Annotated in this window: 13 protein-coding genes; 1 reads left to right on the plus strand and 12 read right to left on the minus strand. The window is 34.4% G+C overall.

Annotated elements, in window-relative coordinates; all coding sequences use genetic code 11:
* Nucleotides 1–88: 88 nt before the first annotated feature.
* From RTW14_RS15690 to RTW14_RS15745, 12 genes are all read right to left on the minus strand, one after another.
* Nucleotides 89–2059, minus strand: coding sequence for a methyl-accepting chemotaxis protein (locus RTW14_RS15690; RefSeq protein WP_312653146.1), 1971 nt, complete (start codon nucleotides 2057–2059; stop codon nucleotides 89–91).
* Between the two features lie 175 nt (nucleotides 2060–2234).
* Nucleotides 2235–2792, minus strand: coding sequence for a regulatory protein RecX (locus tag RTW14_RS15695; protein ID WP_312653148.1), 558 nt, complete (start codon nucleotides 2790–2792; stop codon nucleotides 2235–2237).
* A complete protein-coding gene (locus RTW14_RS15700; RefSeq protein ID WP_312653150.1) occupies nucleotides 2782–3642 on the minus strand; it encodes an MBL fold metallo-hydrolase in 861 nt (286 codons plus the stop codon). The genes RTW14_RS15695 and RTW14_RS15700 overlap by 11 nt, the downstream gene beginning before the upstream one ends.
* Before the next feature lie 14 nt (nucleotides 3643–3656).
* Nucleotides 3657–4229, minus strand: coding sequence for a 4'-phosphopantetheinyl transferase family protein (locus tag RTW14_RS15705; protein ID WP_312653152.1), 573 nt, complete (start codon nucleotides 4227–4229; stop codon nucleotides 3657–3659).
* An 89-nt stretch (nucleotides 4230–4318) separates the two neighbouring features.
* Entirely contained in the window at nucleotides 4319–4618 is a 300-nt protein-coding gene (locus RTW14_RS15710; protein ID WP_312653154.1) for a YerC/YecD family TrpR-related protein, read from the minus strand.
* A 203-nt stretch (nucleotides 4619–4821) separates the two neighbouring features.
* On the minus strand, nucleotides 4822–6000 hold the full coding sequence (locus tag RTW14_RS15715) for a S41 family peptidase (protein WP_312653156.1): 1179 nt from the start codon (nucleotides 5998–6000) through the stop codon (nucleotides 4822–4824).
* A gap of 46 nt (nucleotides 6001–6046) precedes the next feature.
* Nucleotides 6047–7687 (minus strand): single-stranded-DNA-specific exonuclease RecJ, encoded by a 1641-nt coding sequence (recJ, locus tag RTW14_RS15720; protein WP_312653158.1) that lies wholly within the window; start codon nucleotides 7685–7687, stop codon nucleotides 6047–6049.
* A gap of 18 nt (nucleotides 7688–7705) precedes the next feature.
* Entirely contained in the window at nucleotides 7706–8833 is a 1128-nt protein-coding gene (locus RTW14_RS15725) for a murein hydrolase activator EnvC family protein (RefSeq protein WP_312653160.1), read from the minus strand.
* Nucleotides 8834–8853: 20 nt separating this feature from the next.
* Nucleotides 8854–9747: a permease-like cell division protein FtsX gene (gene ftsX, locus RTW14_RS15730; protein ID WP_312653162.1), complete on the minus strand. Its 894-nt coding sequence runs from the start codon at nucleotides 9745–9747 to the stop codon at nucleotides 8854–8856.
* Nucleotides 9740–10480 carry a cell division ATP-binding protein FtsE gene (gene ftsE / locus RTW14_RS15735; protein ID WP_312653164.1) on the minus strand — a complete coding sequence of 247 codons (741 nt, stop codon included), beginning with the start codon at nucleotides 10478–10480 and terminating at the stop codon, nucleotides 9740–9742. Before ftsE ends, ftsX begins: the two co-directional genes overlap by 8 nt.
* 138 nt (nucleotides 10481–10618) lie before the next feature.
* Nucleotides 10619–11404 (minus strand): hypothetical protein, encoded by a 786-nt coding sequence (locus RTW14_RS15740; RefSeq protein WP_312653166.1) that lies wholly within the window; start codon nucleotides 11402–11404, stop codon nucleotides 10619–10621.
* A gap of 95 nt (nucleotides 11405–11499) precedes the next feature.
* Nucleotides 11500–13932, minus strand: coding sequence for a diguanylate cyclase (locus tag RTW14_RS15745; RefSeq protein WP_312653168.1), 2433 nt, complete (start codon nucleotides 13930–13932; stop codon nucleotides 11500–11502).
* Between the two features lie 337 nt (nucleotides 13933–14269).
* Between RTW14_RS15745 and RTW14_RS15750 the strand changes: the two genes are divergently transcribed.
* Nucleotides 14270–14671, plus strand: a complete 402-nt coding sequence (locus RTW14_RS15750) for a hypothetical protein (RefSeq protein ID WP_312653170.1) — start codon at nucleotides 14270–14272, stop codon at nucleotides 14669–14671.
* Nucleotides 14672–14777 lie beyond the last annotated feature (106 nt).

The following is a 14777-nucleotide window of genomic DNA, read 5'->3' on the forward strand; positions in this document are numbered from 1 at the left end:
AACTAATTGAGACAGCCCTATTATAATTTAATATTGATTAAGTTTTAATATACTCTCTTATATCTTAACAAAATTATATATTAGAATCCTATAGTTTCTTAAGTTTAAACTTATCTACTTCCTCTTGCAGCATAGAAGCCTGTCCGGATAGTTCTTCACTTGCTGCTGCACTTTCTTCTGCTGTTGCTGAATTGGATTGAACAACTGCTGAAATCTGATCAAGACCAATGGTGACTTGATCAATAGAATCTGCCTGCTCTTTGAATGCCGTAGAAATCTGATTAATGGCCACGACAACTTCTCCAGCATTTTCCACTACTGATTTCATTGCTTCAGCCGTCTGCACTGCAATCGCACTTCCTTCCTCTACAGATTTAACAGTTTCTTCAATCAGTATGGTGGTATCCTTAGCTGCCTCAGCAGATTTTCCTGCAAGATTTCTTACTTCATCCGCTACAACTGCAAAGCCCTTTCCTGCTGCTCCTGCTCTAGCTGCTTCCACTGCAGCATTTAATGCTAAAATATTTGTTTGAAAAGCAATGTCTTCAATGGACTTAATAATTTTGCTGATTTCTTTTGATTTTTCTGAAATATCTTCCATTGCCAGCATCATACTGTTCATTTGTTTGTTACTACTCTGCAAGTCTTGTCCAACTTTAGTGGTTTTTTCATTTGCGACAATTGCCTGTTGTGAATTCTCTTTTACTTTCTCAGATATCTCATTTATAGCCGCTGCAAGTTCTTCAATGGAGCTTGCCTGCTCAATAGATCCCTGGGCAAGTGCCTGAGAGCCTGTAGATACTTGCTCTGCACCAAGGTCAACTTGATCTGCCGATGTTTTAATGTTGCTTAGCGTCTGGCTCAATTCCTGGATGATATCAATCATTGATTTTTCAATTTTCTTAAATATACCAACAAATTCTACAGAAAGCTGGACATTAAAGTTCCCTTTGGACATCTCCTCTAGACCTCTTGTAGTATCCTCTATAACATCCTTAGTCTTTGCTATCATGATTCTCATGCTCTCTGCAAGGTTCCCAATCTCGTCTCGACTGGTATATTCAATCTCATAATCAAAGTTTCCCTCTGATAATTCTTTAGCTGCTTTTTCAACCTCCCTAATAGGTTTTACAATTGCATTTGCAAAAGCTATGATAATAATTGACGCTAAAATCAGTGAGGCTAAACTGATACCCAGGCAAATCATAAGCGCAGTATAAGATGTCTGCATAAACTCAGACTTTTCTAAATTCAGACAGATAAACCAACCTTCACTACCTTCAATTGGAGAAAATACAGCAAATTTATCAACACCCTTGTAATAATATTCACCAAAACAAGTCTCACCTTTAGTAGCACTTTCTGCCAATTGAGCCAAAGGTTCTAATAACTTATCTGATTCGCCCATTTTTTTTACGCTTGTACTACTATTCACTAATGACTGATCTTTATGTGCTAAAAATCTAGTATCTTTATCAATAATATATGCATATCCTGTCTTTGCAATAGTAATTGTATTTGACATATCCGATAAGGCTTTTCCATCTAAAGTCATATACACTACTCCAACAACACTTGTATTAAATAACCCTTTATCCCAAAGCGGCGCTGATATGTAAATTAATGTACCAGAACCATCCGCTTTTACTTCAGGGGAAGAATAAAAACTCTTGCCAGTCAATGCCTTAGAGAAAAACTCTTTATCTCCTACATAGTTTCCTTCTAAATCCATTCCCGAAGTATCCGCAATAGAAACGTTTATTAATCCATATTCCTTAACCTTACTGTCTAAAACCTGACGCTTTTCAGCATATGTAGACCCTGGATTGGAAAGTCTGGCAATGGTACCAATTTCACTTACTATACCTTCTCTTGCAGATATTCTGTTTTGAATGGCTAAAGCAGATGTCTTAGAGGTCTCTTGTAAAATTGCCTGTACCGTTGATTCAGTCCCTTTAATACTTAGAATGCCAAAGACTGCCGACACCGTTGCAAGGGAGAGAAACAGTACAATTAAGACGATTGCTAATATTTTTGTTTTAACACTTTTAAAGCTCATACACGCTACCTCATTATCCTTTTCAATTATACTATAACAACATGTTTTTCCTATTATACTATAATTTAGACAAATGTCCATTAGGCAAATAAAAATTTGTCGAAATTTTTTTAACATTATTCGCTTTATGGTAACATATTATACAATTTTAATTAAATGTGTATAAATTTGGATATTAGCTATTAAAAATATTATCAATAATATCAAAAATAACAGTTCTTGAGTATCCACGACTCTCAAGCCTTCTAGCAACCTTTGCTTTAATCCTTTGCAATTCTTTAAACTTTTGTGCCTTCCTATTAAAGTCATCATCACAGTCGGTGGCTAGATCTTTTATTTCTACATTCTGTACTATTTTTAATGCTTCACTGTAAGCCCTTTCTCTCTCATTTTTTGCTGCTAGAGTATCACTGCTTGACACCACCTCATCTATTAACTGCTTATCCACCCCCTTGTTCCAAAGTTCGCCTTTTATTTTTGCGCTGCCTTTTCCCTTAGAAACTGCATATTCAATATAATTTTTAATATAAAGTTCATCATTTAAATAATTCATTTCCAACAAATAGCCTACAGTCTCTTCAATTTCATCTGTGGAAAATTCCTTTTCTTTTAAATGTTTTTTAATTTCCTGACATGTTCTATCCCTGTTAGCTAGGTGCTTTAAGGCCACATCAATAGGGTTCTTTTTCTTTTGAACCGAATCTTCTGTTTTATTCTTGTGATTAATATTCATAAGAATCTCCTGCCGTAGCAACTATACAATGTTCTCCCATAGCTGCTTTTAAATCACAAATAGCTTTTATTCCAGTACAATGTACCGGCATGACCATTCCGATGTTTTCTTTTACAATTTCATGTACAACTTTGTTTCGTGTTGCCTCATCTGCACTATACAAATGCATTCCCGCAATTAAGCCCAACACCTTTTCTCCCGGAAAGATTTCCTTTGCATATCGTATAACAGGAATAACCCCTTTATGGCTGCATCCAGAGAATACATATATCCCCTTACTGATTCCTTGCTCGTCTCTATCCCTTATTGCCAAAAACTGCTCATGTTTCATTTCATCTTCCAATAATTCAACTTGGCCATTTTGCGACATTGTTTTAATATAAAATTTTTCTGTTGCTTCTATCCCTTCGACATTGGGAATTGTTCCAGAGATAACAATGTCTTCTGAAATCTTATATGTTCCATCCGTCAGAATTGTTCTTTCCAGTATACCTTGCTTTGTCTGTTCATCCCATAATATACTACATGGTTCCTTATCCAAAACACCATTTTCTGTACCATAAGTTTCTTCAAAGGCATCTTTGTGAATATAAATATGAGCATTGGGATTTACATCACAGAAGCAAGGCAGTCCCTCTGTATGATCATAATGTCCATGACTTATAATAACGTGTTCAATTCTTTTTAAATCTAGATTCAGAAAATCTGCATTTTTTGCAAACAAATCTGACGCTCCTGTATCAAACAATATAATCTTATCTGCTGCTTCTATGTACATGGACAATCCATGCTCGGCCATGCACCCTGGGTTGTCCGTCTTATTCTCTGATAAAAAAGTAAACTTAACCATTTTTTCACCTCTTCTTAAATTCTTTTTATAACAATAGGCTCTTTTAACTGTGTACAGGCGACTCCAGCTAATTTTGCTTCTATATTAAGATTTAATTTTTCTAACTCTAAGTCAATTTCTTGAAAATATGCCTCTTCTATATTGGACTTAAAAAAATAACCTTCTTTAACTTTATTTACAACTGAAAAATTTGAAAACCCTTCATGGGCAAATCCCTTTCCCGTATACTTTACAAAGGCTTCTTTTCTAATCCATACTTGAAAAAAGGTATCTATTCCTTGTGATTTAATATATTCCACTTCATTTCCCTGAAAAAACCTCCGTGCTACTTTTTCATATTTTAGCTGTTTATAAAGTTGAATATCCATGCCTACATTAAAATCGGCCATTAAACACGCCCAAATATCGCCTGAATGGCTTATGGAAAAACATATAGGTACATTTTCAAAATATGGCTTTCCATATTCACCACGCTTGATAAGGGCATTATCATACATACCATTTGAATAATCCGCCAAAGCCTTCTTTACCAGAACTTCACCAGCTATTCCATGATGGTCTTTTCCATTATGCAAGTATAAAACCATTCAGGCCTTCCCTTCTATTAAATAAGCACCATATATATCTTATAATATACATGGTGCCTCAAATACTATTAATATTACGCTCTAAGAACTTACTTTTGGCTACTTAGTCTGGCTAAAATTCTCTGATAACCTTCAGCGCCATAAACTAAACATTTATTTATTCTACTAATTGTAGCAGTACTTGCTTTTGTCGCTTCCTCAATTTCACTATATGTTTTCTTTTCAGATAGTAACTTTGCTACCTGCAATCTCTGTGCAATAGCATGAATTTCATTAATTGTACAGATATCTTCAAAGAATCTGTAGCAATCCTCTTCATCCTGTAATGTCAGAATAGCTTTAAACAACTCGTCAATGTCATCACGTTTAAATTTTGATTCATATGCCATAATACTGCTCCTTTCGAACACTTTAACACTTTACAGTATGATTATAGCACTTTAGTTTGTGAAACGTCAATGAATATTTTGAAAATTTTCTACATTTAAGTTACCATTAAAATTGACTTCTGTCAATTGCAAATTAAATATATCTTTATATTCCAAATGATTAAGATGTCTACCGAACGTGGTTTTCTATTGATTTTACTTAATTATTTTTGGGTCAGCAATTCTATTGCCTTATTTAACTGAGTATCTACTTTACTGTTTTCAGGAAGTTCTACTACATAATCCGGCTTTACGCCAACACCCTGTATTACTTTACCCTTTGGAGAAAAGTATTGAGCAATTGTAATTTTAACAGCGTCTCCATCTTTCAAAGGAGCCATGGATTGAATAACACCTTTCCCAAAAGACTTGGTGCCAACTATCTTTCCACCTTTATTGTCCTTAATACCCGCAGAAAGAATTTCAGAAGTGCTTGCTGTTCCACCATTTATCAAAAGTACATACGGTAGGTTGGTTTTTCCTTCTTTAGTATTCATATACGCACGTTCTTGAGATTTTCCTTCGGTATATGCCAAAACTCCTTCATCTAACAAAAGATCTGCAACTTCTACTCCACTCTCAACAACACCACCGCCATTATTTCTCAGGTCAATTACTAAACCGTCTACACCTTTCACTTCAAATGCATTTAATTCTTTTTTAAAATCTGCTGCAGTCCCAGTTTCAAAATTACTAATATAAATGTATCCAATATTATTATCCAAGGTTTTTGCGAATACAGAGTCAAGGGTTATACTTGCTCTTGTTAAATTAGCATCAATGCGCTTTCCTTCTCTTAAATATGTCACCTTAACTTTTGACCCTGCTGTTCCTCTCATATTCGCTACTGCAGTATCTAATTGTGATCCTTTATAGGATACATCATCCACCGCTATAATTAAGTCACCCGACTTAATTCCTACTCCTTCTGCTGGACTACCTTTTACGGTTGAAACAACAACGATATATCCATCTGTATTTGCACCTACAGTTACGCCTATGCCTTCTAATTTTCCGGTAGTTTTTATCATGAAATTGTCATACTCTTCTTTAGACATATAATTGGTATATGGGTCACCCGTTCCTTCAAATAATCCATAGCACATTCCCTCAATCAGTTTGTCTTGATCTAAATCTTTATAATAATACTTATTTAAAGTCTGATAAAGAGCTTCTACTTTTGCATATCTGTTTATTATAGTCTTGTAAGCATTGTAGTCTTCCTTACTTATCCTTATGTTTTGACCAGGAATAAATGTAACCCCTGCATAAGTAATCATGCCCCCCAAAAGTGCTGCAATAATTACAATGATGACTAGGTTACGTTTTTTTATTTGTATCATACTCTTCCTCCGCTATCTGTTCTCATATACTTTTAGTTTAACACAGCTATCGTATATCGTTAACCAGAAATTGAATTTTTTTAGTTCCGTTCCACTCTGAAATATCGGGGCTTCCTAAAAGCGTTACCAATTTTTGACTCGTTAGCTTTCCTTTTAGCTCATCCGCCTTATTAAAAAGGACACATTGAATCACTGAGCTATCATTGCAATAAGCAGAGAATCTTACGTGTTTTCCTTCATTTCCCATATACTGTAGGTTTTTCATTGTTATATCTGGTAAAGCCACATATGGTTTCTCGTTACAATTACCAAATGGGGCTAATCTCTCCAATTCATGAATTAAGTCAAAGGTTAAATCCTTTCCATTCAGAAATAGATCGATCTCCGTATTATCCTCAAAAATATCAGGATTTATTTCCAGCATTTTATGTATACTGGCACAAATCCCCTCTCGAAATGCACTAAGATTTTCGGCTTTCATAAGCAGTCCACAAGCTCCTGCATGCCCTCCAAACCTTTCATAGAGTTTTTCTTGATCCTTAAGAATATTGTACAAATTTATGCTTTTTATACTTCTTCCAGTACCTTTTAAATAATCCTCACCCGTAGGCGTTAGAATAATTGTTGGTTTGTTATACTTATCTTTTAATTTACCTGCGACAATTCCAGAAATCCCCTCATGTGCGTTTGGACAGTTTACAATGTAAAACTTATCCTCCAAATGATGCTCCAAGATAATCTTCTCGCACTCAGCAAAAGTATCTTCCTGAACTTTTTTTCTTTGCCTATTATTACTGATCAATTCTTCTACGATAGATTGCAGCTGCTCCTGTTCTTGGCATTTTAAAAGCTCCACTCCAATTTTCGCATCAAGCATCCTACCTGCCGCATTTAAATGGGGTACTACTCCAAACGCAATATTATCTGATTTTATTTTTCCTACATTAAGTGAAATATCTTCAATAAGTTTAACGAGCCCTTTTCTATGCCCCTCTTTAATCACATTCATCCCATATTTAACTAAAGTTCTGTTTTCATCAATCAGAGGAACAATATCGCCTATGGTTCCAATTGCAACTAAATCCAGTAATTCATTCACGGCCCTTTTTGGTAATCCCGCTTTCCTTTGGATTCCTTGTGCCAGTTTAAAGGCGACACCACATCCCGCTAAATATTTAAAAGGATATTTGCATTCCGGATGCTTTGGGTTTATTACTATACAATCAGCTACAGTGTCTGTAATGCTGTGATGATCGGTTATCATGATATCAATCCCTAATCTTTTTGCATGTTCCACTTCTTCATATGAAACGCTGCCACAGTCTACAGTCACAACCAATTCTATTCCCCTCTCCTTAATTTTAGAAAGGGCCTCTTTGTTCAGACCATACCCTTCATCAAATCTAGATGGGATATAATAAGTTACATCCGCATCAAAGTTTGATAAAAACTGTAATAGTATGCTTACGGAAGTTATTCCATCTGCATCGTAATCTCCATATATACAAATTTTCTTTTTTTCATTTATGGCGGACAATATTAAATCCACCCCCGCTTCTAAATCATGAAGCAGGAATGGATCATATGTTTTTTTTGGTTTGTCCGACAAAAATTCTAGCATTTCAGTCTCTTCTGAGATACCTCTTTTTTTTAGTAATTCTATTATTATCGGATTTATTTTATTCATTTGTCGCCTTTATTCTCTTTATTTTGAAATCCACCCTAGTGGATCTTTATAATCACCATTTACACGAACTTCAAAATGAAGATGTGGCCCTGTTGATTGCCCTGTTGAGCCAGACTTTGAAATAGCCTGACCTCTTGAAACAACGTCTCCATTCTTTACAAGAAGACTGGAATTATGAGCATATAAAGTTACAATTCCACCGCCATGGTCAATCATTACCATATTGCCATAGCTGTTATTCCATCCAGCTTTTATAACCGTACCTCCATTTGCAGCAACTATTGTAGTGCCTGATGGGGCACCAATATCAACACCAGTATGAAGTTTCTTAACCTTAAGAATAGGATGAATTCTATATCCAAAAGGCGAAGTTATTTTTGTAACGCCTGGAGCTGGCCATGCCATAATTCCTCCAAGATATGTAGTACCTGTACTCTGAGCTGCTAATATCTCTGCCTTTAACCTATTTGCTTCGGCAAGGAAAGATTTTTCCATTTCTGCTAAGGCTTTGTTATCACTTGCAACTTCTGCCTTCTTATCTGCTACAACAGATTTATCCTCGTTTAATGCAGCTTTTTTTTCTGCCTCCTCAGTTTGAGCCGCAACCAGGTTGGATTGAAGCTGTAATAAATTCTTTTTTTGATTATCTATAATTTTATGTTGTTCTTGAAGTTGTTCCATAACCTGTTTGTCATTATCATAAATGCGTTGTACTCTGTCCATATTTGTCATTAAATCTGTAACGCTGGTAGAACCCAACAATACGTCAACAAATCCAACAGAGCCATTCTTATACATGCTTCTCAACCGTCCGTTCAGGTTTGTATTTTGAACATCCATATTTTTTTCAAGCTCATCTAACTGTGCCAATGCTTCCTGTATTTTGTTTTGTGTAGCAGCAATGTTACCACCCAAAGCATTGATCTCAGCCTGCGAAGCATTGATCTTTCCCTCAAGTGCTTGTATTTCTTTATTCAATGAATTTTCCAGTTTTTTTCCTTGTTTTAACTGATTTTTAACATCGCTTAACTGTCCATTAACATCATCCAATTGATTCTGTGTAGCACTTCCAGCATAGGTAAGACCTAAAGTGCCAAAAGATAGTACTAGCACGAATATTAAAGTATATGATATAACTTTTCTCATATGTATAACTCTCATCCTTTCTATGTATCTAAGAACCTTCTCATGGAAACTATACTTCCACAAGCACCTATGCTAATTCCTATAGCCATAAAAATAGAAATTAAATTCGTTGTTAAAAAACTTTTTGATACCATTGGTGTTGATAAAATCAAGAATAAATCTTGTCCTATTAAATCAACAATTTTTCCATATACAAAAGCAACGGTTATAACTGCAATACCTGCCGAAATCATTCCAATAACTATACCTTCAATCAAAAATGGGCCTCTTATAAACCAGTTTGTCGCCCCCACATATTTCATTATGCGTATTTCTCTAGCTCTTGCCAGTACTGTAAGCTTAATAGTATTTGAAACAACTACTACAGAAACGACTACTAAAAAAATCATAATGATAAAAGCTGCTATTTGAATAGCATTTGTAATCTTAACTAATTTTTCTACAGTTTCCTTATAATACTTTACATCTTCAACTCCGTCTTTTGCTCGTAGTGCTTCCACAACAGTATCAGAGGTCTCCAATGTTTCTACCTTAACCATTATTGAATTGGGAAGTGGATTGCTGCTCAGCGAATCTAAAAGATATGCACTTTCCCCCCAGTCTGATTTCCAGTCTTGCATTGCATCTTCTTTTGAAAGATAAGTAGCATCAGAAACTCCGCGCAGCCCTTTAACTTCTGAAACCATATTTTCAGCCTGCTCATATGTAGTTGTATCTAATAAATATACCTGAACTGTGTCAAAATCCTGCCTTGCTGCCTCTGAAGCCATATTAATATTTACAATTAAAACAAAAAACAATCCTAATATTAACAACATAGCCGTAATTGAAAATATAGAAGCAAAACTCATGGTTCTATTTCTAAATACCTGAATAAATGCCTGCTTTAGTGTATACTTTATACCGTTAAACATGATTGCCGAATACACCTCCCATATACATACCCGTATGCTTATGCTTTTGGGCATCTTCATCTTTTATGTAAGTCCCTACATCATCTCTTACAATTTTTCCTTTTTCTATTACAATAACTCTTTTACCCATTTTATCTACAATATCCTTCGCATGAGTTACCATAACAATAGTAGTTCCTCTTAAATTAATCTGTTCTAAGAGACGCATAATGTCCCACGCAGTATCAGGATCTAAATTCCCTGTAGGCTCATCTGCTATCAGTACTGTAGGATTATTTACTATGGCTCTGGCTATGGCGACTCTCTGCTGTTCGCCTGCAGACAACTCATCTGGATATTTATTTGCCTTGTTACTAATCCCGACAAGACTAAGTACCTGTGGAACCTGTCGTCTAATAGACCTGGAACTCATATGAATAATTTCCATGGCAAAAGCTACATTTTCATATACTGTCATTTTCGGCAGAAGCCTAAAATCCTGAAAAACTATCCCCGTACTTCTTCTCAGCTTTGGAATTTTTCGGTTAGCTAAAGTTGTTATTTCATTTCCATTTACTTTGATGCTACCTGAATCAGCATCAATCTCTTTTAGAATAAGTTTAATAAAAGTGGATTTTCCTGCCCCGCTGGGTCCCACCAGAAAGACAAAATCACCTTTATTTATCTTAACACTAACATTATCTAAGCCTATATTGGTTTTATAGGTCTTGGTAACGTTTTCAAAAACTATCATATAGGGTAACCTCCCCTGTTACTATTTATCATCAAAATTTTCTATTGTTCTACATAAAATTACATATAGCACTGTTTTCTATTATAACGCAAAACAACATTATTTTAAATAGTAACCTTTGTTACAAAAGTATTACATTTATGCTTTTAATAATTGAATTATTTGTCGAACAGGTTCTGTTAATGCTTCTGCTATTAATTTTACACTATATGGTAACTTGCAATTATATTCTGCCAAATAAATCTGCTCCTGTGAAACTACAGGAACTTTTATAAAATGTTTTATCTTCATAAAATCATAAAGTTCCCTTTTATTGATGCCGTCATTATACTTGTTTACTACCCAAATAGTAGTTTGTCCCTCTAGCTGGCACTTTTTCATGTGGCATAACTGATTATATGCTGCTATAAGCTTTGATGGTAATGGATCTATAACAAATACAATAACGTTCATCTCCTTTAAAATCTGTTCAAAACCGTCGCACTGACCAATATCACAGATTATCTTATCTGCTGTAATATTATTTATAAGTCTGCAGAATTCAATTGTTTCAAGTTTTTTCTCCTTTATTTTTTTACTATTTGGAGGAACACAAAGTGCCCAGTTAATACGTTCATCCAGATTAATAAGGCCTGCAATACTTCTCCCGTCAGCAATTTCAGTATAAAAGTCATAGAAAGTTCTCCCAGCAAACCTCTTATCCATGCCTAAACTATCATAAAGAAATGTTAATTTGTTAATACTACTAATCTCCACATAAGCAATATGCTTTTCTTTGTCTTTGGATAGTTCTTTGGCAAGTGCAGTTGCGATAAAACTCTTGCCTACTGCCGATTCCATACCCGTTACCCCGATTTTAAACCTATTATTCACTATGCAATACTCTTCATCACATTGCTCTCTTACAAAAATCCTATTTAACATTTTTTCCTCCCTTTAGACTGAAATTGTACAAATAATGTTCTAGTTTATATAGCATTATTTAAACATATTTTACATATTTTGTAAACTTCTTTATTCTACAAAAGAGGCAGCTCCCGTTTTTCTAATACTTTTTCTATAAATATACTTATCAGTTTTGAGTCAAATTGAGTTCCTGCATTTTTCTGCAATTCTTCTAATGCCGCTTTTTCTGATAATGCATGTCTATAGCTTCTTTCACTTATCATGGCATCATATGAATCAATGATTGCAACAATCCTTGACATAAGTGGTATTGTCTCTCCTTTTAACCCTTTGGGGTATCCTTTTCCATCCCACCGTTCATGGTGAAATAGTACATATTCTGCAAGGTCCGACATGCCATTTGCTGTACATAGTATCCTATATCCAATTTCTGAATGGCGTTTTATTTCTTTCCATTGATAATCTGAAAGTTTTTTTGTACTGTGAAGGACATTATCATCTATAGCTATTTTTCCTATGTCATGGAGCAAGCCAACAGTTTTAAGTTCCATAATTTCATCTTCAGATAACCCAAGAACTGTTCCCATTTTTTCGCACATATTGGCAACTCTACTGGAGTGTAATTCTTCTCTCTTATTATTTTTGTGAAGTGTATCCATTATTGCATTTATTGTATTTCCTTTCATATTCTGACCCTCAAAAAGCTTTTTTTTGTACATATACTTTTCAGCTTTTTTTATTACTTCACGAATATCCTCATTTTCATTATTCTTTGTTTCATAACCAAACGAAATAGAAATATCCATTAATCCAACTTTTTCATTTAGAGCTAGATGTTTTATCCGTCTAACAATTTTTTCTGTTTCACTCGAATCTGTTTTAGGCAATAAAAGAATAAACTCATCACCCCCTAATCTAGCTATAATGTCATCTACTCTGCAGCTCTTTTTCATTACTTGTGCTACTTTTTTAATAAGTTCATCCCCTGCTGCATGTCCAAAGGTATCGTTGATAAGTTTTAAGCCATTTACATCCCCCATTGCCACAGAAATTGGCAGATTCTCCTTTATATCAATTTTCTTTAACTCTCCTTCGTAAAATCTACGATTGTAAATGCCCGTAAGCTGATCGTGATAGCTTAGATAGAGAATTTTTTCTTCTGTTTTTTTACGTTGCGTGATATTTCTTACAATACTTAGAAACACTTTTTCATCTTTTAGAAAGGCACCTTGTAAGCTCACTTCAACATAAATTGCAGCACCATTTTTTAAATAATGAACCGTCTCAAAAATTTCACCATCTATATATTTAAAATCCAATTCTTCCATAGAATATGAAAATTGGGCAAGATGCCTTAAATCACAAATATTCATCAGTAAAAACTCATCATGCGAATAACCATAAACTCTTGTCGCAGCATTATTGGCTTCAAGAATATTTCCTTCCATATCTACAAAGAACATAACATCATTTGTATTTTCAGCAAGAAGCTGATATCTTTGCAGCCTTTCCTGCATCTGCACTTCTTCATGAACTTTTTCTTCCAGGGCTTTGTTCATTTGTTGTAGCTCAGCTGTACGCTGCACAACTTTTTTTTCCAACTGTTGCTTTAAGACATTATTTTTTTCCTCTGCAATTTTCATAACTTTCCCAATTACCATCACTACGGCAACTCCAATAACAATAATAATCAATGCCACCACAAAAATTAAACTGCGTAAGTAAATAATACTTTTTAGTACAGTGTTTTCATAATTTCCTACACCAAGGGTCCAATTTGTGTTTGGAATCGGTGCCATTGCAGTAATACGTTCATCACCATTCAAACTATAATGTAAGATTCCCGACTTACCGAGCCCCAGCTTGTTTAGTTCAATACCAAATTCTTTAAGCTCTCCATTTGTTTTTATCTCACTAAAAACGTTCCTCTTATCCTTAACCATTTGATTATCAGGGTGAATATAAACTATACCATCTGAACCCAGAACGAAAACATAACCCTCTTCTTTATCTATACTAAGTTCTGCGCCAACTTGTTTTCCGTCTCTCCGTCCAATCAAAACCCCAAGAATCTGATTTCCATTTTTGATTGGCACAGCCTCCATTATAACTGGCTCACCAGTTACTCTACTTATTATTACCTCAGAGACATTTGCTTTTCCATTCAACGCCTCTTGAATATACTCCCGATCACCTAACTGAGCTGTTTCATCACTTAAAACATAATATGCTATTCCATCTTTTGTAACAATGGCCATATCTAAATATCCTAAGTGTTCTATCTCTTTTTCCAGCATTGTTTTTTGCACTGTAATATCCATAGATTTCAATTCAGTTTCATCAGCCACAACTTGCAATACATCCAAATTTTCAGATAAAACAAGCCCCGTTCGATTTGCACATTCTTTAGAATATTTTATCATTGCTTTCTCTGTTTCTTTTAAAATTGCTGTAGTACTTAGACTTGTAGCTATAAATCCTAGTATCAATAAGGCAATAATGAGTAACATCCCAATTAAAAGTGAAAATTTTTTAGCTAAATTCATTTTGTTTCCTTCCAAATAAGAATAAGTACAATTTACTTTGCACTTCATTTTATTTTTAGTTTTTCAATTCCCACAATTAAAACCAATGTACCCCTATTTTTTTGTTTAGTTAAATTATTATCTAGTCAAATTTTCCCAGTATTATTTATATTTAAACAAGAATCGACATTTTTTTCAATATATAATATAAAAAATTTATATTATTTTTTTATGCTAATATTTCTAGTCTTTTGCAGCAACAAGAATTACCAGTTTTAGCAGTCACTATATTATCACGATACATATAATGATTATATATTTAAAATAATTTGATGGAAAAGAAAGAAGGTTTAGTTATATGAATTTACCAGAAACTCTTAGAACTTATATTAACGATGAGCTTTATGATTATGAGTCTTATACACAATTAGGAAATAATGCCCCTGACTTAGAAAGCCAACAAATGCTCTATGATATGGCTAATGATGGGATGCGGCATGCTGAAGAATTTAAGATTTTATATAATGGGCTGACTGGCGAGCAGTATAATCCGCAAATAACAACTACAATGCAGAGAAGGTCATACAGAGATGGTTTACGAGACAGAGCTTTAGCCGATGGACGTAGTTACCAAAGATACATGCGGCATTATAATAACAGAGGAATTGAGGACGCTTTATTGCTAAGCACTTTATTTGGCGCTGGTATTGATAAAAATTTACATTCAATTGCACTACTCTACTTATTAAGCAGATTTTAAAAAAACGATTTAGAAAATAAAACCTGAGAAATAAGCTGCTATTCTCAGGTTTTATAATTTTACTTCTCATCTTTATATATCCTGCCAGCAAAGTAGTGAGGTATCA

This window comes from Aminipila sp. (genome assembly GCF_032051575.1).
Lineage (GTDB): Bacteria > Bacillota > Clostridia > Peptostreptococcales > Anaerovoracaceae > Aminipila.